Source organism: Paenibacillus aurantius, from assembly GCF_032268605.1.
GTDB lineage: Bacteria > Bacillota > Bacilli > Paenibacillales > NBRC-103111 > Paenibacillus_AO > Paenibacillus_AO aurantius.
Genome location: NZ_CP130318.1, coordinates 4,231,733 through 4,252,572 on the forward strand (window position 1 = coordinate 4,231,733; position 20,840 = coordinate 4,252,572).

21 protein-coding genes and 1 other RNA gene are annotated in these 20,840 nt (G+C 56.3%); 8 read left to right on the forward strand and 14 right to left on the reverse strand.

Annotation, left to right across the window (positions count from 1 at the left end; translation table 11 throughout):
* The gene (gene tpx, locus MJA45_RS19190) at nucleotides 1–504 is read left to right on the forward strand and encodes a thiol peroxidase (protein ID WP_315603510.1); all 504 of its coding nucleotides are present in this window, start codon (nucleotides 1–3) and stop codon (nucleotides 502–504) included.
* Nucleotides 505–610: 106 nt separating this feature from the next.
* Here tpx and MJA45_RS19195 read toward each other — a convergent pair whose 3' ends face one another.
* The 7 genes from MJA45_RS19195 to MJA45_RS19225 all read right to left on the reverse strand — a co-directional run bounded on the left by MJA45_RS19195 (nucleotide 611) and on the right by MJA45_RS19225 (nucleotide 8,034).
* On the reverse strand, nucleotides 611–1,000 hold the full coding sequence (locus MJA45_RS19195; protein WP_315603511.1) for a DUF1499 domain-containing protein: 390 nt from the start codon (nucleotides 998–1,000) through the stop codon (nucleotides 611–613).
* Between the two features lie 225 nt (nucleotides 1,001–1,225).
* Nucleotides 1,226–2,152 carry a hypothetical protein gene (locus MJA45_RS19200; protein WP_315603512.1) on the reverse strand — a complete coding sequence of 309 codons (927 nt, stop codon included), beginning with the start codon at nucleotides 2,150–2,152 and terminating at the stop codon, nucleotides 1,226–1,228.
* An 18-nt stretch (nucleotides 2,153–2,170) separates the two neighbouring features.
* Nucleotides 2,171–3,724: a UDP-glucose--hexose-1-phosphate uridylyltransferase gene (locus MJA45_RS19205; protein WP_315603513.1), complete on the reverse strand. Its 1,554-nt coding sequence runs from the start codon at nucleotides 3,722–3,724 to the stop codon at nucleotides 2,171–2,173.
* A gap of 17 nt (nucleotides 3,725–3,741) precedes the next feature.
* Nucleotides 3,742–4,734, reverse strand: coding sequence for a UDP-glucose 4-epimerase GalE (galE, locus tag MJA45_RS19210; RefSeq protein ID WP_315603514.1), 993 nt, complete (start codon nucleotides 4,732–4,734; stop codon nucleotides 3,742–3,744).
* Nucleotides 4,735–4,747: 13 nt separating this feature from the next.
* Nucleotides 4,748–5,920: a galactokinase gene (locus tag MJA45_RS19215; protein WP_315603515.1), complete on the reverse strand. Its 1,173-nt coding sequence runs from the start codon at nucleotides 5,918–5,920 to the stop codon at nucleotides 4,748–4,750.
* Nucleotides 5,921–6,085: 165 nt separating this feature from the next.
* The gene (locus MJA45_RS19220; RefSeq protein WP_315603516.1) at nucleotides 6,086–6,859 is read right to left on the reverse strand and encodes a DeoR/GlpR family DNA-binding transcription regulator; all 774 of its coding nucleotides are present in this window, start codon (nucleotides 6,857–6,859) and stop codon (nucleotides 6,086–6,088) included.
* Between the two features lie 11 nt (nucleotides 6,860–6,870).
* The gene (locus MJA45_RS19225; RefSeq protein WP_315603517.1) at nucleotides 6,871–8,034 is read right to left on the reverse strand and encodes an ROK family protein; all 1,164 of its coding nucleotides are present in this window, start codon (nucleotides 8,032–8,034) and stop codon (nucleotides 6,871–6,873) included.
* Between the two features lie 108 nt (nucleotides 8,035–8,142).
* On the opposite strand from MJA45_RS19225, the gene xylB reads away from it, so the two are divergent.
* The gene (gene xylB / locus MJA45_RS19230; protein WP_315603518.1) at nucleotides 8,143–9,675 is read left to right on the forward strand and encodes a xylulokinase; all 1,533 of its coding nucleotides are present in this window, start codon (nucleotides 8,143–8,145) and stop codon (nucleotides 9,673–9,675) included.
* A gap of 194 nt (nucleotides 9,676–9,869) precedes the next feature.
* Here xylB and fsa read toward each other — a convergent pair whose 3' ends face one another.
* The 4 genes from fsa to MJA45_RS19250 all read right to left on the reverse strand — a co-directional run bounded on the left by fsa (nucleotide 9,870) and on the right by MJA45_RS19250 (nucleotide 13,600).
* Nucleotides 9,870–10,532, reverse strand: a complete 663-nt coding sequence (fsa, locus tag MJA45_RS19235) for a fructose-6-phosphate aldolase (protein WP_315603519.1) — start codon at nucleotides 10,530–10,532, stop codon at nucleotides 9,870–9,872.
* Between the two features lie 138 nt (nucleotides 10,533–10,670).
* Nucleotides 10,671–10,852: non-coding RNA, 6S RNA (gene ssrS / locus MJA45_RS19240), on the reverse strand.
* Nucleotides 10,853–10,917: 65 nt separating this feature from the next.
* Nucleotides 10,918–11,769: a YesL family protein gene (locus MJA45_RS19245; RefSeq protein ID WP_315603520.1), complete on the reverse strand. Its 852-nt coding sequence runs from the start codon at nucleotides 11,767–11,769 to the stop codon at nucleotides 10,918–10,920.
* Between the two features lie 247 nt (nucleotides 11,770–12,016).
* Nucleotides 12,017–13,600: a degradosome RNA helicase CshA gene (locus tag MJA45_RS19250; RefSeq protein ID WP_315603521.1), complete on the reverse strand. Its 1,584-nt coding sequence runs from the start codon at nucleotides 13,598–13,600 to the stop codon at nucleotides 12,017–12,019.
* A 352-nt stretch (nucleotides 13,601–13,952) separates the two neighbouring features.
* On the opposite strand from MJA45_RS19250, the gene MJA45_RS19255 reads away from it, so the two are divergent.
* From MJA45_RS19255 to MJA45_RS19270, 4 genes are all read left to right on the forward strand, one after another.
* Entirely contained in the window at nucleotides 13,953–14,489 is a 537-nt protein-coding gene (locus tag MJA45_RS19255) for a DUF4178 domain-containing protein (RefSeq protein ID WP_315603522.1), read from the forward strand.
* 24 nt (nucleotides 14,490–14,513) lie between these two features.
* Nucleotides 14,514–15,296, forward strand: coding sequence for a DUF4247 domain-containing protein (locus tag MJA45_RS19260; RefSeq protein WP_315603523.1), 783 nt, complete (start codon nucleotides 14,514–14,516; stop codon nucleotides 15,294–15,296).
* A gap of 104 nt (nucleotides 15,297–15,400) precedes the next feature.
* Nucleotides 15,401–16,219 carry a YitT family protein gene (locus tag MJA45_RS19265; RefSeq protein ID WP_315603524.1) on the forward strand — a complete coding sequence of 273 codons (819 nt, stop codon included), beginning with the start codon at nucleotides 15,401–15,403 and terminating at the stop codon, nucleotides 16,217–16,219.
* 135 nt (nucleotides 16,220–16,354) lie between these two features.
* Nucleotides 16,355–16,549, forward strand: coding sequence for a hypothetical protein (locus MJA45_RS19270; protein ID WP_315608063.1), 195 nt, complete (start codon nucleotides 16,355–16,357; stop codon nucleotides 16,547–16,549).
* Between the two features lie 45 nt (nucleotides 16,550–16,594).
* Here the strand turns inward: MJA45_RS19270 and MJA45_RS19275 are convergent, their stop codons facing one another.
* On the reverse strand, nucleotides 16,595–17,740 hold the full coding sequence (locus MJA45_RS19275; protein WP_315603525.1) for an MFS transporter: 1,146 nt from the start codon (nucleotides 17,738–17,740) through the stop codon (nucleotides 16,595–16,597).
* A gap of 283 nt (nucleotides 17,741–18,023) precedes the next feature.
* On the opposite strand from MJA45_RS19275, the gene MJA45_RS19280 reads away from it, so the two are divergent.
* Nucleotides 18,024–19,193, forward strand: a complete 1,170-nt coding sequence (locus MJA45_RS19280) for a putative glycoside hydrolase (RefSeq protein ID WP_315603526.1) — start codon at nucleotides 18,024–18,026, stop codon at nucleotides 19,191–19,193.
* Between the two features lie 279 nt (nucleotides 19,194–19,472).
* Here MJA45_RS19280 and MJA45_RS19285 read toward each other — a convergent pair whose 3' ends face one another.
* Both MJA45_RS19285 and MJA45_RS19290 read right to left on the reverse strand, forming a co-directional pair.
* Entirely contained in the window at nucleotides 19,473–20,015 is a 543-nt protein-coding gene (locus MJA45_RS19285; RefSeq protein WP_315603527.1) for an NADPH-dependent FMN reductase, read from the reverse strand.
* A gap of 15 nt (nucleotides 20,016–20,030) precedes the next feature.
* Nucleotides 20,031–20,237: a DUF3906 family protein gene (locus tag MJA45_RS19290; RefSeq protein WP_315603528.1), complete on the reverse strand. Its 207-nt coding sequence runs from the start codon at nucleotides 20,235–20,237 to the stop codon at nucleotides 20,031–20,033.
* Between the two features lie 108 nt (nucleotides 20,238–20,345).
* Here MJA45_RS19290 and MJA45_RS19295 point away from each other — a divergent pair, with 108 nt between their 5' ends.
* Nucleotides 20,346–20,804 carry a peroxiredoxin gene (locus tag MJA45_RS19295; protein WP_315603529.1) on the forward strand — a complete coding sequence of 153 codons (459 nt, stop codon included), beginning with the start codon at nucleotides 20,346–20,348 and terminating at the stop codon, nucleotides 20,802–20,804.
* The last annotated feature ends 36 nt before the right edge of the window (nucleotides 20,805–20,840 follow it).

Below are 20,840 nucleotides of genomic sequence, written 5' to 3' on the forward strand. Positions count from 1 at the left end.
ATGGCTCAAGCAACACTGAAAGGAAATCCGATTACCTTGGTCGGCAATCAGGTGAAAGTGGGCGACCAAGCCCCCGACTTTACTGTGAATAAGAACCTCATGGAAACGGCGTCTCTTAAAGATTTCGAAGGCAAGGTTAAGCTGATCAGCGTCGTTCCTTCCCTGGACACCGGCGTTTGCGATGCCCAAACCCGCCGCTTCAACGAAGAAGCTTCCAAGCTTGGCGACAAAGTCGTGGTTCTGACGATCTCCAACGACCTGCCGATGGCTCAAGCCCGCTGGTGCGGAGCAGCCGGAGTGGACCGTGTGGTTACCCTCTCCGACTACAAAAACCTCAGCTTCGGACAAGCTTACGGCGTCGTCATTGAAGAGCTTCGCCTGCTGATGCGCTCCATTTTCGTTATCGACGAAAACAACAAAGTTCAATACGTGGAATACTTGAGCGAAATGACCGATCATCCGAACTATGAAGCGGCCATTGAAGCGGTTAAGAAGCTAGTGTAATACATAGTTACCCAGGCCGGGGACCTTCGGGCTCTGCCCGCCTAAACAAATAAGCCCTTTCAGGAGCCGGACGGCATCCGAAAGGGCTTATTCCTATGCACTTTCATTAGTTGTTCTTTTTATAGGGGGCCAGACGTTTGTCCAGGTGCCGGTAGATCTCCAGTATGGTCCGGTAGTTCGAGCCCAGGTCCCCCAGGGAGCCGCGGGATGCGGAGTAAATGTCAACAGCGGATTCCAGCGGGTTAATTCCGAACAGGGTAAGCGTGATGTCCTGTTTTCGTCCGCTCATGGTGCGTTTCTCCACGACAATCTCGCCGACGTTCTTAACCTCATGCAGCACCTTGTAGCCGCTGAGCTTCTTAAGGATGGTGGTCACTTCTTCCCAGAGCTTGTCCTTGGAAAGCTTGTAGTGCCTTGTTCTCAAAGCAGGATCCTTGGCTTTCTCTCCTGTGGTCTCATGGCTGCGAAGCAAGCCAATCAAGGTTCTTTTAAGCAACGCCTTGCCCCCCTCAGTATAATCCTTCCAACCCGATGGTCTATATAGGTCTTCAACTATTTAATCTTAACATTCTTTTATGCATAGCAAAAGAGGAAAAGAAGCCCCTCGGCTTATTTAATCCTATGTAAGCGAATACATGAAAAGCATTTCACAACCGGGAGAACAGCCAAAGGGAACGGGCATCCCCCGTTCCCTTACTATTCCTAGAACGCCGGAACCTTATTACCGGTAACGCTCCAGCAGACGGTCCAGCTCCTTCTCGTCAGACGGCGACGGCGCGGCCACATCCGCGATCAGGCTCCAGGCTTCTTCATGAACCGCGGTTTGCCCCGGCTGCACGGTGCGGAGCTCGCCCAGCGACTCCAGCTCCAGAAAGTGATCGCACACATACGATTCGAAGGAAACCCCGTAATCCGGATAGCAGCCTTCCCGTTCGTGCTTGTATTTCTTCAAGAACAAGCTGTTGTGGTTGAAATAACCGGCCCATCCCTCTTCGTTGTTGGTTCCGATCTTGAAAGGAGTCGGCCCGTTGCCCTGCTTCAGCACGATATACCGTTCTCCCCAATACACGCGCTCGTCATTCATCCGGCTGTACGGCCAGACGGCTAGCACTCGGTTGGCCAGGAGGCCTGTCTCGCGCTTGGCCTGCGGGATGACCGCCATGCCGCCGGTACCCATAACCGATAGTGCCCAAGGGGCGAACTCGACCGGCCACGCCCCCCGGTTGGTGACGCGATGAACAACGGTTACTTCGCCCGAAGCCGGCTCCATTCGGACTTCGATCTCCTTCTGAAGCTGCGTCCATCTTTCTTCGGGAGGGGTCAGCACGATACCGTTCTCGATTTCCTTCCATTCGACCGGATCGTTATCCGGGTAAGTGCTCCGGGGCACAGCCTCCGGACTGGTCCAAAGCCGGTGGCCGCCGTAAATTTTCCAGGCTCCTCCGCCTACCGGCGCGAAGCGGTCCCCTTGCTGGACAATGGCCTCCTCCGCGTCCTCCATAAAGAAATTCGGCCCGTCGACAAAGCCGAAGCGGATGATTCTAGGGCCGAAGTCCAGACTCGCTACGAGCTCCAAGACTCCGTTCGTCAGCCTGACTGCCCTCCCCCATCTTCCATAGGTGATCGTCTCGATTGTCACGTTCCCCATCGTTCTCCCCCATTCGAATTAGTGAAAGCCCATCTCCGTCATAAAACGGCGGAAAGCCTCGTTTCCTTCTTCGTTACGTTTGTATACTCCCGCGTCCATCAGAACACGCAGGAAGATTCCTCCGATCTCATCCTGCAGCACCTGACGGGCTTGTTCCCGCTCCAGCCCGGTTCCAAAGCGCTCGACAAGGGTTCGGATCCAGGGAGCATGCTGGTGAAGCGGATGCTCCGGACTCTGCAAGCCCTCCCAATCGCTCTTGCCGCCGGTCAGGTAATCGGAGATCGCTTCCAGCTCTTCCTTCAGTCTGCCGGGAAGCACAGCGAGGCCCATGACCTCGATTAAACCGATGTTCTCTTTCTTTACATGGTGGAGATCCGCATGAGGATGAAAGATACCAAGCGGATGCTCCTCCGAGGTCCGGTTATTGCGCAGAACGAGATCAAGCTCGTACTGCCCGTCCTGGTTACGTCTCGCAATCGGGGTGATCGTATTATGGGGCACCGGCGTGCCCTCAATCTCCGAATGGGAGCGGATGCCGACGGATTCGTCGCTGTAGGCTCTCCAACCGGACAGCAGACGGTCCGCAAGCTCCACAAGCGGTTCCTTGTCGTCCGCAGCCAGCCGGATAACCGACATTGGCCAATGGACGAGGCCGGCTTTTACCGCCGGGAAGCCGGGATGAGTGAAAACGGCCTCCACGGGGGCAAGCTCCATCGGAAACCGGTGTCGGCCGCCCTGGAAATGGTCATGGCTCAGGATGGAGCCGCCCACAATCGGCAGATCCGCGTTCGAGCCGATGAAATAATGAGGAAACGAGCGGACGAAATCCAGCAGGCGGACAAACGACTGCCGGCTGATCTGCATAGGGGTATGGGCTTCGCTGAACACGATGCTGTGCTCGTTGTAGTACACATACGGGGAATACTGCAGATACCAAGGCGCCCCGTCGAGCCGTAGCGGAATGACCCGGTGATTCTGGCGGGCCGGATGGTTCAGCCGGCCGGCATAGCCTACATTCTCCAGGCAGAGAAGGCATTTCGGATACTGGCTCTGGGGCAGGGCCCTTTCGGCCGCAATGTCCTTGGGATCCTTCTCCGGCTTGGACAGATTGATAGTAATCTCGAGCTCCCCGTAAGGCGTCGGCGTTCTCCAATAGAGGTTGTTACGGATGCGGTCCATGCGGATGTAATTGGAGTCCATGGAGAGGCGGTAATAATCATCCGTCGCCTTCTCGATGGATTCCTCTTCCGCGGTCCGCCAGAACCGACGGGCCACCTCCGACTGCCGGGGCATCAGCAGACCCATCAGGCGGGCGTCGAGCAAGTCCCGCCGGGTCGTGGTGTTCTCGGTCATCAGACCCTGCGCTGCGGCGTAATCGAGAATCCGGTCCAGAATTTCCACCGGGCTCTCCAGCTGCTCATCCGGAAGCTTTCCGGCAAAAGGCTCCTCGACCTGAAGAAGGTCAAGAAGGGCATTCGTCGCCGGAATGCGGTCTTCCCTTTCGATCATGCCGCGCTGCTCCGCAAAACGAACCAAACGGGCAATCTCCCGTTTAATGTCCAAGCTTTCCACGGACGATTCTCCTCTCTCTACTTCCCGTCTCCGTATCCGTCCGGATGGCTGCGGTGCCAGTTCCAGGCCGTCTCGATGATTTGCTCCAGGCTGTCCCGTTTCGGCGTCCAGCCGAGCTCTTTCTTCGCCTTCTCGGAGGAAGCGATCAGGACCGCCGGATCTCCCGCGCGGCGGGCTTCCACCTTAGCCGGAATCGCATGGCCCGTCACCCGGCGCGCTACATCAATCATCTGCTTAACCGAGAAACCCTGCCCGCTGCCGAGGTTATAGACGGCGCTTTCTCCGCCTTCCCTCAGTCTCTTAAGGGCCAGAATATGAGCGTCGGCCAAGTCCGAAACATGCAGGTAATCCCGGATGCAGGTTCCGTCTTCCGTCGCGTAATCATCGCCATATATCGAGATGAATTCACGCTGGCCGAGGGGCACTTGAAGGATAAGCGGAATAAGGTGCGTTTCCGGGGAGTGATCCTCTCCGATCCGGCCGCTTTCATGAGCTCCCGCTGCGTTGAAATAACGCAGGGAAACGTACTTGATTCCGTGTGCCGTATCGAACCATCTCATCATCTTCTCCATGGCCAGCTTCGTTTCGCCATAGGCATTCGTCGGAAGCGTACGGTCGTCTTCTTGGATCGGAACCCGCTCCGGCTCCCCATAGGTGGCCGCTGTAGAGGAGAAGACGATCCGGTGTACGCCGTGCTCCTGCATTTTCTCAAGCAGGCACAAGGTTCCGTATACGTTATTGTGATAATATTTTCCGGGAAGCTTCATGCTTTCCCCCACGAGGGAATTGGCTGCGAAGTGAATCACGGAATCGATCTCGTTCTCCCGGAAAACCGTTTCGAGAAAATCGGCATCCCGCAAATCTCCTTGATACAGCTTTCCGCCAAGCACCGCCTGCCGGTGGCCCTGCTGAAGGTTGTCAACCACTACAACCTCCTCGTTATGATCAAGAAGCGCCGCTACCATATGGGAACCGATGTAACCGGCTCCTCCCGTTACCAGTACCGCCATTGCTTTTTCCTCCTTATCGGGTAAGCTCCATAACCCCGTTGCCGATCTCTCCGACATAAAAGTCCCCTTGGAAATCGGTACGGTCCGCATAAGCCTTGCCGACTTGCTCGATAAAGCCCTGAACATGATCGCCATGGACAAGAGATACCGTACATCCGCCGAAGCCCGCTCCGGTCATCCGGGAGCCCAGCACGCCCTCGGCCTTTAAAGCCTCCTCCACCATCACGTCGAGCTCCCTGCAGGTCACCTCATAGAGGTCGCGCAGCGAGTTATGCGAAGCGATCATCAGCCGTCCGAATTCCTCGAGATCCCGTTTTTTGAGAGCCTCTACGGAGCGGAGTACCCGGTCGTTCTCTTCGATCACGTGACGCGCCCGCTTGCGGACCGTTTCATCCGGAATAAGGGATTCATTGGCCTCGAACTGCTCCAGCGTAAGCTCGCCCAGTAGCGTTAAATCCGGGAACTTCGCTTTGAGGTAACCGACCGCCTGCTCGCACTGCGACCTTCTTGCGTTATATTCGGAGTCCACCAGTCCGCGGCGCTTGTTCGTGTTGCCGATGACGATTTTGTACCCCTGGCTCTCAAAGGGGACCTGCTCGTATTCCAGCGTGTTGCATTTCAGCAGAACGGCATGGTCCTTCTCGCCCATCGCGACCGTAAACTGGTCCATGATGCCGCAGTTAACCCCCATGAACTGGTTCTCGGATTCCTGGGCGACAAGCGCGAGCTCCACCTTATCGATCTTGTGATTCTCCATCGTCATGAAGCCGAAGGCGGTGACGAGCTGGATGGAAGCCGAAGAGGACAGCCCCGCCCCGTTCGGAATTTCTCCCAGATACAAGACGTCGTAGCCTCCAAAGGTATAGCCTCTCTTGCCCAGGTGCACCAGCACGGCCTTCGGGTAGTTGATCCAATCGTCTTCCTTCACATTTTTGGCTTGCGCCAAGTGAACGTCTCCCGATACAGGGAAATTTTCGGAAGCGAAGCGGATGGTTTGATCCTCCCGCTTGCGGAGGAGCATCGTCGTCCCGAAGGTAAGCGCAGCGGGAAAAACGTAGCCTCCGTTGTAATCCGTATGCTCCCCGATCAAATTTACACGGCCCGGAGCAAAAAACACCCGGATCCCCTCTTCGGAGCCTCCGTACCTCTCCACAAATTTGTTCTTGAGAACTGACAAATCGGCCATCCTCAACACCGCCCTGTTCATAATGGTTAAATGTTTTCGTTTATGATAATTAATGATCATTTACTTTCATTTCAATTGTATCGGATTGGGACCGAGGTGGCAATGGTTTTTTGTGTGCCCCCTTGGCCGATCAGCGTTTGCAGGCAAACCGTGGCAATCTAAGGGTTAGACGAGAATCACTTCGATGCCTCTCTCCTCCAAGGCTTCCCGGTCCGCCTTCGATAGAAGCCGGTCGGTAATAACCGTGTGAACCGAATCCAGCGAGGCGATGCGGCCGAATGTCACTTTGCCGAACTTGCTGTGATCGGCCACGACGATGACCTGCTGGGCGATGGAGATCATCCGCCGGTTCACGCTCGCTTCCTCCAGGCTTGGCGTCGACAGGCCGTCTTTCATGTGAAAGCCGTCCACCCCGAGAAAGAGCTTGTCCACCCGTACCTCGTCCAGAGACCGTTCTGCAAGCGGACCAACCAGGGCGAAGGATTTGGGCCTCATTTTCCCTCCGATCAGCAGGACTTCCCATTCGTTTCCCGGTGGAACAAGGGCGGGGAGATTGGACGCGTTGGTGACGACCGTTAGCCGCCGCTTGTCCGCCAGCTTGCGGATAAGAAACATATTGGTCGTCCCCGGCGTCAGCAGAAGCGCTTCCTCTTCCTGTACAAGAGCCGCCGCCGCGGCCGCTATTCGTTCCTTTTCCGCCGCAAAGGCCTCTTCTTTCTCGGAAAAGGATTTCTCGTGGGCCGCTTCCCTCAGCAGCCCCCGGGCCGCCATCGCTCCGCCATGGGTGCGCCGCAGCAGCTTCTCCTCCTCCAGCCGTTCCAAATCCCGGCGGACGGTTACCGGGGACACGTCAAGCGCTTCGCTAAGCTCCGCTACCGTCACTTTGCCCTGCCGGTTGACGATTTCTACAATCCGGACAAGCCTTTCCTCAGCGAACATACCGCCCCTCCTTACACCCTTTTCATCATTTCCCGAATCCCCATAAAAGCCGCCCCCCGCGCGCAGGCTTCCTCCCCGAGCTCCGAGTAACGGATTTCCACCGCTTCCCCCGACCGGAAGGGAAACCGGCTCCGCATGGAGCTTGCCATCACCTCTTCGAGCCAGCTCCGGTAGAAGGCGATGGCGTTCCCGAGGACGACCATCTGGGGGTTGAAGGTGTTAATCAGATTGCCGATGCCCACGGCCAGGCTGCCCCCGATGTCTCTTATGGCCTCCCGCGCCTCCGCATCCCCTTCCTGAAGCCTCCGGGTCACCTCAGCAGTCACCCCAGGCTTGTAGCGGAGCCCCAGGCTTTCGGCCAACGCTTTCTCCGAAGCATACATTTCCCAACAGCCCCGGTTGCCGCAGGTGCACAGCCGCCCGCCTCTTTCGATCGTCGTGTGGCCGATCTCTCCGGCATACCCGTGCGACCCGCGGAAAATGTTCCGGTCGAGGATCAAGCCTCCCCCGATTCCCGCCCCCACGCTGACATAAAGCATGTCGGAGCAGTCGGCTGCCGCCCCGCTTTCGAGCTCACCCAGGGCGGCCAAATTGGCTTCATTGTCGATCCAGACGGGGACCCTCCATTCCTTCTCGAGCGCCTCCTTCCAAGCAAGCCGCTTCCATCCGAAGTGGGGGACGAAGAGAATCTCTCCTCCGGGATGCCCGACGAAGCCGTGAATGCCGACTCCCACCCCGCATAGGCCGAGTGGGCTTAGCGGGAGCTCGTTTCGGATTTCCCCGATGAGAGCCGTCAGCTGCTTCCGCGTATGCTCCTCATCCTGAGGCCGTTCATACTCCTCCGTCCGCTTTAGAACCGGTTCCCCCTGCAGGTTGACCGCCAGCACCAGCAGATCCTTCGCCCGCAGGTCCACCCCGGCGATATAGCCCGCGTTCCGGTTAATCTCCAGCATGGTCGGACGGCGACCTCCACTGGATTCCCCCGTTCCGGTTTCCACCACCAGGTGCCGCGCGATCAGCTCCTCGACCAGAGTCGAGACGGTGGCCCGTGTCAATCGGGTGGACTTGGCGAGCTCCGCCCGCGAGATCGGAGCCTTCCGCCGGATCAGATCCAGCAGGCTCGTCAGGTTTATGGATTTGAGCAGGGAATGGTCCCCTGCGAAAGGCTTTTGCACCGTTTGCCCACCCTTTGTTAATTGTTTTTACAAAGTTAGCAGGATTTCCACCCTGCTGCTAGAATACATTATAACAAAAAAGGACAACTAATCTATGAGGTGAAGGTCATGGCCTATTTTCTTGGTATCGATTTGGGAACGTCGGCGGTCAAATGCATTCTCGTCGATGATCATGGAAAGGTAAAAGCAAGCCGCAGCGAGGAGTATCCTCTATTGCAGCCGCATCCCGGCTGGGCGGAGCAGCATCCGGAGGACTGGTGGCAGGCCACGTCCCGCTGCATCCGCGCTCTGCTGGAGCTTAGCGGGGTGGACGGCGGCGAAGTCGCCGGAGTGGGCCTCTCGGGCCAGATGCACGGCTCCGTCTTTCTCGATGCGGATCGGACTGTTGTCCGCCCCGCTCTCTTGTGGTGCGACCAGCGCACCTCCCGGCAGTGCGAGTGGATCGAACGGACCGTCGGTCCGGAGAAGCTCGGCGAGCTGACCGGAAACAAGGCGCTGACGGGCTTCACGGCGCCCAAGGCGGTCTGGCTCCGCGAGGAAGAGCCGGAGAACTACCGCCGCACCGCCCATCTCCTGCTGCCCAAAGACTACGTCCGCCTGCAGCTGACGGGAGCGTTCGGCATGGACATGGCCGACGCGAGCGGAACGCTGCTTCTGGACGTAGCCGGACGCCGTTGGTCTCGGGAAGTGGTGGAGAAGCTCGGCCTTCCGATGGAATGGCTTCCCCCCCTATACGAGAGCAACGAAGTCGCCGGGCAGCTGACGGGCGAAGCGGCGGCCCGCACCGGCCTCCGCGAGGGCACGCCGGTGGTCGCCGGCGGCGGCGACCAGGCGTGCGGCGCCGTCGGCGTCGGCGTCGTGAAGCCGGGCATTGCGAGCGTCGCGCTCGGCACGTCGGGTGTCGTGTTCGTTCACGACGAGACGTACGAGCCCGACCCGGAGCGCCGGCTGCACGCCTTCTGCCACGGCGTGCCGGGCAAGTGGCACCGCATGGGCGTCATGCTGGCCGCGGGCGGTTCCCTGCAGTGGTGGAAGAACCACTTCGCCTATGAGGAGCTGCAGCTGGCGGCACGGGACAACCGCGATGTCTACGAATACTTGACGGAGCTGGCGGCGGAAGCCCCGATAGGCAGCGAAGGGCTGGTCTTCCTCCCCTACCTGACGGGCGAACGCACGCCGCATCCCGATCCCGAGGCACGCGGCGGTTTCATCGGGCTGAATCTGCGCCACACGAAAGCTCACTTAACCCGGGCCGTTATGGAGGGAATCACCTTCGGGCTCCGGGATTCCCTGGAGCTCATGAAGGAATCCTCCGTGGAAATCACCGAGCTTAGGGTTAACGGCGGCGGAGCCCGCAGCCGGTTCTGGCGCCAGATGATCGCCGATGTTTTCGGCTACCCCGTCGTGACGGTTAACTCCACCGACGGACCCGCTTACGGAGCGGCCGTTATGGCGGCTTCCGGCGTTCTTAAGCGGGACGTCTCCGAGCTGTGCGAGGAGTGGATCCAGGTCGTCGACCGGGTGGAGCCGAACCCGGACCACCAGGCGCGCTATGAGCCGTACTACGCCGTCTACCGCAGCCTGTACCCTATCCTGAAGGACAGCTTCCACCGGCTGACCGGACTGGCGAGGCAGGCTTAACGGCCCCTCCTCCGAATGGGACCCTCCCCGGGGTTGGCTTCCTCGCCGGGAGCCGCGCCTCCATCCGCCCGCAATAGGCTCCGGCCACTTGCGGGTTTTTTGCCGTGTCCCGCTTCCTCTTCCCGGGATAAACCAAAAAAAACACCCTCGGCATGAGGGTGTTCCTTAACCAAACGTGCTGCCGCACTCCGGTTCTAGATGGAGCCCAGATTGGAGCCGGCCTTGTCCCAATCGTCCATGAACTTCTTGATGCCCGCATCCGTTAACGGGTGACGGACCATCTGCTGGATGACCTTGAAGGGCAGCGTGGCGATATGCGCCCCGAGGGAAGCCGCCTCGATCACGTGGGCCGTATGCCGGATGCTGGCCGAAATGATCTGGGTCGGCAGCTCGTGGACTTGGAAAATCTGGCTCACTTCCTGAATCAGGTTCATCCCGATCTGGTTGATATCGTCCAGCCGCCCGATGAAAGGAGACACATACGTCGCTCCCGCCCGTGCCGCCAGAATGGCTTGGGGAGACGAGAAGATAAGCGTCACGTTGGTCTTGATTCCTTCCTTGGCCAAGCGGTTCGTCGCTTTCAGGCCTTCCTCCGTCATCGGAATCTTGACCACGATTCCCTCTCCGAGAGCCGCGAGCTTCTTGCCCTGCTCCACCATTTCCTCCGCTTGAAGGCTCACCACTTCTGCGCTTAAGGGCAAATCCCCGACAATGGCTATCATTTCCCGAATGGTTCCTACGAAATCTCTGCCTTCCTTTGCAATGAGCGAGGGATTGGTGGTAATCCCGGATATGACCCCAAGCTCGAAGGCTTGCCGGACTTCTTCCACATTGGCGCTGTCAATAAAGATCCGCATGATTCGTTTCTCCTCCTCGAGACCGGTTATGGGAATGGCTCCTTATATGTATTTACCCCCTGACACAAAAATATCCCTGCCAGGTCAGGAGAGCTTGCCAGCTATCTCAAGAACTAACAGGGATCTTTGATTGTAAGAGGTAAACCCGCGAATGCCGTCCGATTTATGCGTTTCAAACCCGCTCTCGCAGGTGGGTGTCCGCAGCGGCGGTTTTGAGGTCCCCTTTCGAGGGCATGTCAGCCGCGCCGCAATATAGGTCTCCCGGAAACTAGTCATTGGTTCAAAACAACTAAAAACCGTTACGAACATCGCAGGAGTTACTTTCGATATCTCTATTATAAGGTCTGCTGCCGCGAAAGGCAAATCGGATTGCTGGGAAAGCTGGTTAGGCTTTCTTGTCGCCTTGCGGACCGCTTTCTTCCCTGTCAGGGGCATCGGGATAACGATCGGTCAAGGAGCGTTCCTCCAGCCCTTCCGGCTGGCTGCTGTCTTCCCCCTTCTGGGCCTCCGCTTCCGCTTTGGCCAGCTCCATCTTCTCCATCTTCTCCTGCATGCGGACGAAGCTGCGGTGGAAGTACCAGAACGAGACCACGGCCATGAGGCTACCCATGAAGAAGGGAATGAGGAACGTGAACCGGGTGCTGAAGTATAGGATCAGCCCGTTCGACAACAGGATAAAGAGCGAGTTAACAGGGTTGCCGATCGTAATGAGCAGGCTGTTCTTGATGATCTGGAAAAATTTCATATGAAAATGCACCGTGATCGACAGGAAATTGAAGAACGAGGCGATCAAGAGCACGAACAGCACGATAAACAATATCGATACAAGCCCGAGCGTGCCTCCCTGGGTGCCGTAGAAGCGGTAATTGACGACGAGGATCCCGCCGATCGCCAGGTATACCAGACCGCCCAGCATACTCTGCAGGTAGTTTTCCTTATAGCCCTTGAAGAAAGTTTTGAACAGGGGCGCGTCCTCTTCTCCCGTCGTCCATTTGCGGGCTACCGTGAACATGGCGGCCGATGCCGGCACCAGCGTAAAAGGAGCCACAATGGCGATGAGAATAAGAGACTGCAGAACCAGGTCCGTGCTGGCCGTGATTTCCGGATTCAGCAGGGCCGAGGCCAGCAGGAAGAAGAAGGGAAGCGAGCACACCACCCAAAGTACGTTGATAACCGATAATCTCATGATCCATTCGGAAATCCGGTAAAACCCACCCATGATGCCGCGAAATTCCAAAACCGTTTCCTCCTTCAGACGTGTGCGTAATAAACCGGACCAGTCGCGGACGAGGCTCGTCCCGCTGACGGTTAATCGTTTTCATTCGGTACGTGACTCCATTATAGCCTATTTTGTGCCGTCTGGCATCCCCTGCGGCATCCGATGATCCAACGTCATCCTTCGGTTAACTGCAAACCCGAGTCCCCCGTAAATAAAAAAGCGGATCCTTTCGGACCCGCTTCTCTTATTGGCTTATTCGCTCGGCTTATTCGTAGGTGTCCCGGGAGCGTGTACTGTTGCGGTCACGAGAGTAACCCCAGCTGTCTTTTGATCCGGACGGACGGTCAGATCCGCGGTTGTCACGGCTGCCTCCGCCGTCCCGGCTGTCGCGGCGCGGTCTCGACCCGCCATAGCCTGAGCCTCCCGATCCGCCGGAACCGTAGCGGCTGCCGCCGCGTCCGTCTCTCGATCCGTAGGATCCGCCTGGGCGTCTGCCTGCAGAACGGACATCCGGACGGCGCTTCTTGGCCCGCAACGGATCTTCCGGAGTAAGCTCGACGGCCACTTCCTTCTTGTCCCCGGTAAGCAGCTTCATGGCCGCAGCCAGAAGATTGACGGAATCATACTGCTCCAACAGCTGAATCGCCACTCCCTTGAACTCGTGGTTCTCGTCGTTCTGAAGGATGTCGATGATACGCTCGGCTGTTGCCTTCTGCTTTCCTTCGATGGCTTCCGCCAAGCTTGGCAGAGGCTTCTTCGGAATTTTGTGGCGCGTAATCTTCTCGATGAAGTGAAGGTGATCAATCTCGCGAGGGGTAACGAAGGTCCAAGCGGTTCCTTCTTTCCCGGCCCGTCCCGTACGGCCGATACGGTGAACGTAGCTTTCCGGATCCTGTGGAAGGTCGAAGTTCACGACATGGGTTACGCCCGACACATCGAGCCCGCGTGCCGCTACGTCCGTCGCTACCAGCACGTCGATGCTGCCGTCGCGGAACTTGCGCATGACGTTGTCACGCTGATTCTGGGACAGATCCCCATGCAGCCCTTCGGCCGGATAACCGCGCTTCTGCAGAGCTTCCGACAGCTCGTCGACCCGGCGCTTCGTGCGTCCGAAGATGATAGCAAGCTCAGGCGCTTCCATGTCGAGGAGACGGCACAAGCCTTCGAACTTCTGCTTCTCGTGCATCTCGATGTAAGCCTGCTGGATAAGAGGCGCGCTTACCTGCTTAGGAATGACGGAAACATGCTCCGGATTCCGCAGGAACTGCTGGGCAAGGCGCTGGATGTTCGCCGGCATCGTAGCCGAGAACAGCATCGTGTGGCGATCTTCCGGAACAAGCTTCAGAATCGACTGGATATCTTCCATGAAGCCCATGTCGAGCATTTCGTCCGCTTCGTCCAGAATAACCGTCTGAACATCGTCGAGCTTGATCGTTTTACGGTTGATGTGGTCAAGAAGACGTCCAGGGGTTCCGATAATAATCTGAGGCTTCTTCTTCAGGGCACGGATCTGCTTGACGATATCCTGACCGCCGTAGATAGGCAGGGAACGGATTCCTTTGAACCGTCCAAGCTTGCTGATCTCTTCAGCAACCTGGATCGCCAGTTCCCGGGTAGGACACATGATGAGGGCCACAATCTTCTCTTCCGTAGGCTGGATCTTGTGAATGAGCGGCACGCCGAATGCAGCTGTTTTTCCCGTACCGGTCTGGGCCTGTCCAATCAAATCTTTTCCTTCCATGGCAAGCGGGATGGTTTTCTCCTGGATCGGAGTGGATTCCTCGAACCCCATCTCGGTAATGGCACGCAGGACCTTCGGCTCCAGGCCGAACTCGTTAAATGTTTTCAAATGTCTTCATTCTCCTTTACTTGTCGGGTAAGGTGAATCACCCATATCTCTTTATACCCTTAAGTGCGACTCCTATTCCTATACAGAATATATAGTATCCATCTGAACACCGAATCGATTCACACCAAAAAAGCATTTCCCTGTTCAGCAGGAAAATACCGCCGTACTTAAGAACATCACTACGTAGTATAACACATTTCCATAATTCAACGCCAGTTTGGCCGCAAAATTTTCGAATCCGTCAAGAAACGAAACCGAAAGAACGCTAAATGCGTATAGAACTGTACACAGCTAAGGTGTATGGTAAGATTAACGAATCATCCATTATTTCGGCTTACAGGGAGCGTTGAACATGTCCATATTTAAAAGAATCGGAGATATTATGCGCAGCCGCAAAGAGACGCCGGCCGCCGCCCCCTCCGTTCATCCCCTCGAAGGCTCGTCGATCGGCGACATCGTCAATGTGGATTTGGAGGAGTATGTGGTGACGGGAAAAGTAGTCTATTTTGACCGGGGATACGCCCCGCACCGCTTTGCTTATTATGTACAGAACGGGCGGAACATCTCCTGCCTGCTCGTCGAGAAAGGGCGCAGCTACGATTGCTTTCTATGCGAATTCGTGGAAGGGGCGCTGGACGATCCCGCGAATGTACCGACCCGCCTCGATGTAGACGGTGAGGATCATTATGAGCTCGAGAATCACCAGAACGACATCACCCGTACGGAAGGGAATACGGATTTCCGGACGGGGGACGAAGCCTTGTTCTGGCGTTATTTTGGAACGGAGGACCGTTACTTCTTCCTTCAATGGCAGGACGGCAAATTCGTGGCCATGCAGGGCACGCGCGTCCCTCCGAGCGATGTCAAATTCATGAGGTCCGCCAAGTAAGCGGCCTCAGGAGGTGAAAGTCACATGAAGCGTTGGCCGGCTTGGATTGCCTGCCTTCTTGTCCTTTCTCTGATCTTCGGCTGTTCCAATGCGAGCAGCTATGTCAAGGACAACTACCCGCTGGTGGACGTTCAGGGCAAGGGCAAGGATTCATCCAAAATTTATTCCGTTGAAGGCAAAGATGTCCCGACGGTCGCCAAAGAGCTGGCCAAGGAAGAGAAGCCGGACGAAATCAGCAAGGAAAGTCCGGACCAGATGTTTCTTGCCTATGACGATAAACTGATTCAAGTTCAGAAGGATCCGGTCGAAGAGAAGAACACCCTGGTCGAGATCAGTACGATCGAATACGCCAAAAATCACTATGACAGCTCCTTCCTGCAGGGCTATCTGACGGCTTCCATTATCCAATCCCTCTTCGGAGGCGGATGGTTCAGCGGAGGCGGAGGCTACAAGGATTACCGCGGCTATAGCAAGGTCCCGCCGAGCAGCAGCGGTTCGGGTGGCTCTTACAAGTCCCCGTACTCCTCTCCTGATGTTAAGAAGCCGGATACGACGGACCGCTCGGGCAGCTTCAACACGAAGCCGACGACGCCAGGCTCTTCCGACAGTTCCTCGGGCAGCTCAAGCAGCTCGGGCAGCTCTGGCAGCTTCAAGACCGGGTCGGGAAGCTCGGGATCGACGAGCTCCAAGCCTTCCACGGGAAGCAGCTCCTCGGTCCGCAAAAGCGACGGCTCTACCCCGTCCTACAAATCAAGCAAACCAAGCACGAGCACACGTTCCGGCTCCTTCTCCAAAAGAAGGAGATAATTCCGGGATTCCAACAAACACCTCTTTTTTGATAAGAGGTGTTTTGCTTTGTGTCCCGGGGATGAATTATACATAGAGGGCCAAACTAACTTAGAGGTGTAAACATGAAGAACATTTGGAGCGTACTGGCTATCCTACTCAGTGCCGTCCTTCTGACTGTAGGCTTTAACCTGCTGCTCATCCCCCATCAGCTGATTACCGGCGGCCTTTCGGGGATCGCCATGATCATCGGCTACTTCACCGGCTTGAATATCGGGATGATCTACCTGGTCATCAACATTCCCGTTATGATCTGGGGGATGATGGTCATCGGCCGGCGGTTCGTCTTGCTGAGCGCCATCTCCGTATTCGCCACCAGCTGGTTCATGCAGCTGATCCCTGAGAGAACGATTACCCCGGACACCATTCTCGGCTCCGTTTTCGGCGCCGTTCTAATCGGCATTGCCACAGGTCTTTCCCTCCGGGCGGGGGGATCGACGGGAGGCTTCGACATTATCGGCTCGATTCTAACGCGCAACCGGGACTTCCCTCTCGGCATGGTATTGTTCGGACTGAACGGTTTAGTGATTCTGGCATTGGGGTATTATAAAGGTGACTGGAGCCTGGCTTTATATTCCATGCTCTCCATGTACATTACCGGCAAGGTGATGGATATGATCCATATCCGTCATATCAAGGTGACGGCCTTCATCGTTACCCGCAACAAAGAAAAGCTCGTTCAACGGCTGCTGCAGCACCGAGGGGTGACGCTTATCAAGACCGAAGGGGCTTTTTCCAAGCAGGAGCATGACATGCTGATGACGGTCACGACCCGCTACGAGCTCGCCGAACTGAAGAAGATCGTGCTGGAGAACGACCCCAAGGCCTTTGTCAATATTGTCGAAACGGTTGGCATTATTGGAGAATTTCGCCGCACAAATTAGACCATGGTTCCCTAACATTTTCACGGATATATGTTATAATAAGAGGGTAATTTCATATTTGCCCCGTACTGGTTTAGCTGCAGCAGCCACTGGCGTTCCAATTCTTTTTCGCAAGAAAATACGATTGGGAGGGTGATGTTTGTGGAAACCGTAAAACTGGCCAGCATTGTTATGAAATTAACCCCTCAAATGTATCCCTTCCTCAAGAAGAACGAATTGGACTCGGACATCGTCCTGGTCAACGGGATCGACGCTTTGGAAGAGGAAGACGCACTTGAGATTATTCAATTCAGTATTTCTGAACACCAAAAAGACGCCTGTCTCCACTGAGGCGTCTTTTTTTTGCGGAACGGATGCCGGGGAGCGGCCCCTCCGTTATCTCTTCCTCTGGCGTGCATGAGTCACAAGAAACAGAACGGCGGAGATCGCCGTAAGGACGGTGCCGAACAGGTACATTCCCGTCCCGCCGTATTCATCCTGGAACCAGCCCCCTACGAAGCCTCCCGTAATGCCGGCGAGTCCCAAGAAGACGGCGGACAGCAAGGCCTGCCCCGTGGAACGAAGCTCTTCCGGAATAAGGCGTACCGCATATTGGACCGCGACAAGCCAGAACACGGCGTAGGTGACGCTGTGGGTCAGCTGCAGGAACACAAGCACCCAAGGGTCGTGGATGTAAGCATACAGCAGCCAGCGGATTGTGTAGAGAACCGAAACCAGCCCGAGTACCGCCAGCTCGTGATACCGGTTCATGTAGCGCCCCAGCAGCGCAAAGGTGGGGATCTCCCCTGCCGCCGCAAGAGCCCAGGCCAAGCTTATCATTCCCGGGCTCGCCCCCAGGGACTGCAGGTACAGGCCGAATAACGCATCGTTCATGCGATGGGGAATGGTAATAAGGAAGACCATAACCAGAAACCACAGAAACGTCCGGTTATGAAAGACCGCCTTCATGGAGGCCCACGTAAGCCGGGGGCCAGCGGCCGGCTTATCCTTCAGGAACAGCATCAGAATCATGGGAACTATCCACAGCAGCCAATACATCACCCCGATATTCGCCACCCCGCCGAACAGCGGGAGAAGCGATCCGGTTCCGGCGGCCAGGAGCAGAAAGCCGACAGAGCCCCACATCCGGATAGAGCCGTAGGACAAGCCCCGTTCCATCGCCATCCGGATGTTGAGGCTGTCGAGCAAAGGGGTGGCCGGAAGCATAAAGAAATAGAGCAGGAGCACGAATAGTAACGTCGCCGAATAGCCGGCGGCGAAAAACAGCCCGAAGCTCGAGGCGATCGTTAACGACCACAGGGTAAAGATAATCCATTTGATCGATTGGAGACGGTCGCTCAAATAGCCCCACATCGGTTGGGCGAAGACGGCAACGAACGGGCCGATCATCATAAAGAGGCCGATCTCCTGGTTGGTAAACCCGCGCAGAGCAAAGTATAACGGAAGCAGCGGCAGCAGGATAGATTGGGTGGCAAAAAAGAAAAAGTTAAGGCCGCGCAAAAGATGGGTCTGGTTGTTCAATGGGTTTCCTTCTCTTCTTTGGGGATGGGGTAGACCCGCCTGGCAGGCCGACCCTCTAACTATAGCAAAACCCTGCCAAACTTCAACTAGTAGATGACATAAGCAACATATGCCAAAATACCTGTGTTCTTCAAGTCCCAAGTCCTTTATAATGATACCATTGTGCGTCATGGAGCCGTTTCCGGTTTAAAAGAATAAGAACTGTCTTTTTATTCCTTTTTATGGTCAGGAGTTTCGTCGGCCGCAATAGCTAAAGAGAAGATAAAATGGGAGAGAGAAGAAAATGGAATCAATTTTGGCAGCTCTGCTTATGGCCTGGGGAAGCGTTACCGCTGCGAGCCCTCAAGCCACTCTGGATCAAGTCGTGACGGCATCCCTTACCCCTCCGCCTCCTGTCACCCAGCCGGCGCAAGGCGGCTCATCCGATGACTATTTAATGCCTGTTAACAAGCAGGACCCCCAGAAGGATGCTCCCGTTATCAAAGGCATCTATTCAACGGCCCACAGTGCGGGCGGGGCCCGGTTCAGCTCTCTGGTCAAGCTGTTGGACGATACGGAACTAAATTCTATGGTTATCGATATTAAGGACGACAACGGATACATAACGTATTTAACCGGCAACCCTGAACTGGCGGCAACCGGTGCGGAACAGAAATACATCGCCGATCTTCCGAAGGTAATGGCCACTCTTAAGGAGCATGACATCTATCCGATTGCCCGGATCGTGGTCTTCAAGGATACGATTCTCGCGAAGAAGAAACCGGAGCTGTCTTACGTCAACCCCGACGGCTCCCTCTGGCTGAACGGCAAGGGAGACGGCTTCGTTAACCCGTACAGCAAGGACGTATGGGAGTATAACCTCACGGTCGCCAAGGAGGCGGTGAAGGCCGGCTTCAAGGAAATCGAATTCGATTACGTCCGTTTCCCCGAGGGCTTCGAAACCCGGGCGGACAAACTCAAATACGTAAAAGACGACCGCACCCGGCTGCAAGCCGTGTCGGAATTCGTCAAATATGCGAGAGAACAGCTTAATCCGCTTGGCGTCCGGGTTTCCGTGGATATTTTCGGCTACGCGGCTTCCGCACCGGCAGCCGGAATCGGCCAGGACTTCAGCAAGATATCCCAGAACGTCGACGTTATCTGCCCGATGATTTACCCGAGCCATTACACGGCCGGCTGGTTCGGCGCCAAGGTGCCGGATGCCGAGCCTTACAAGACAATCAACGGGGCCAGCATCGACATCCACAAGAAGCTGGAGCCGCTTGGAACGAATAAGCCGATCAACCGGCCCTGGATTCAAGACTTTACCGCCACCTGGATCCCCGGGCACATCAAATACGGCAAGCACGAGGTGGAGGAACAGATCCGCGCCCTGAAAGACAACGGAATCAATGAATTCCTTCTGTGGAATGCCGGAAATTCGTATACCCCTGACGTAAATTACAAGCCGTAACTCCCTTCCCGCCGGATTGCAACGGTTCGAATCAACCGGCCGTTCGGCTATCGGAAGCCCATAATCCTGCAGCAAAAGGGCGCCTCCCCTAGTGGAAGGCGCCCTTTTGCTGTAGGGATCCCTAATTCCTCTCCTCCTCAACCCCGTTGGTTGACGCTTTTCCGGCTTCGTCCCTGAGCCTCAGCCCGGTTATTGGCGCTTGGCCCGTTTCGCTTCGCGGGAATGTACGAAAGAGAGAACCCCGCTTGATAGAGTTCTCTCTCCCTTGAGGAAACGGATTTACGCTTCCTTCTTCAATTGACCGGCCAACTGGAGGAAATAATTCAGCGCCCGTATGGCGCGCTCCTTAACGGCAACGCTTGCCGGCTCTCCGGATGAGTCGAACTCCCGCTGGTCCCCGCCAATCGAGATCCATTCCGGCGAATTGATTCCGTGCACATTGCGGACCAGAACCTGCATCTGCTGCAAGGAGCTTACCCCAACGGCTCCCCCGGCCGAGCTGACGGACAGAACGGCCTTGGAATCGAACTCGGCCCCGCCCATATGGTCCAGGGCGTTCTTCAGCACGCCTGACATGCCCCCGTGATATTCGGGCGTTGCCAGAATAATGGCATCCGCCGCGGCCGCCGCTTTCTTCATCTCCGTCAGGTTGGCATCCCCCTCCGGATAGCCCTCCGGCGTATAGAAGGAAACCGGCTTTTCGTACAGGTCGAAGAAGACCGTCGCGCAGTCGCGGGCCTGCAGCTCTTTCTCCAGGTAACGGCAGATTTGCGTGCTTGTGGCGTCCTTGCGGTTGCTTCCCGCTAGAATAAAAATGTTCATCGTCGTATTCCTCCTCTAAGCTTTGGTTTCAATAACATAACCGGCTCCCTTATCGGCGCGCTTCTTCTCGACGATCGCCGCCTCCAGGACCTCGGGGGTCCGTATGAAGTGGCGGGCCAGCTGCCCCTCCAGGGACTGAAACGCTTTCTCGTCCGATTCGGCCAGGACGACCAAATAGACGGTTTGGTCTTTCAGAACAATCTCAAGCTTGTACAGGAACATAACGGGTCCTCCTCTGCCGGGTTTCGGCTTATTTGGTTTCATCCGGATAGAAATAGCTGTACTATATAGGTAAGCACCTAAATCCATATAAGAATGGGAGGTTAGGCTATGCTCCAAGTCGGCGATACCGCTCCCTCTTTTCAAGCGGAGAGTACACAAGGAAAGATCGATCTTAAGCCATACATAGGCAGGCAGCCGATCGTGCTTATCTTCTATCCGAAGAACGAGACGCCGATCTGCACGAAGCAGCTATGCGCCGTCCGTGACTCCAAGCAGCAGTACGCCCGCTACCACGCGCTTGTCCTCGGGGTCAACCAAGGCTCCCTTCAGCAGCACGAGAAGTTTGCCCGCCATCACGGCTACGACTTCCCCTTGTTGTCCGATTCCGATGGAGAAATCAACAAAAGCTATGACGTAGGGAACTTTCTTTTTGGCCTGATCGGCCAGAACCGCATCGTTTACGTAATAGGATTGGACGGGAAGATTGCCTACGCCCGTAAGGGAAACCGCCCCACATCCGAAATTCTGGAAGCGCTGGAATCGGCCGTCGGGGCCCCGCAGTCTTGACCGCTGCCAGCCTTTACACTTTCAGTCAGGAGAATC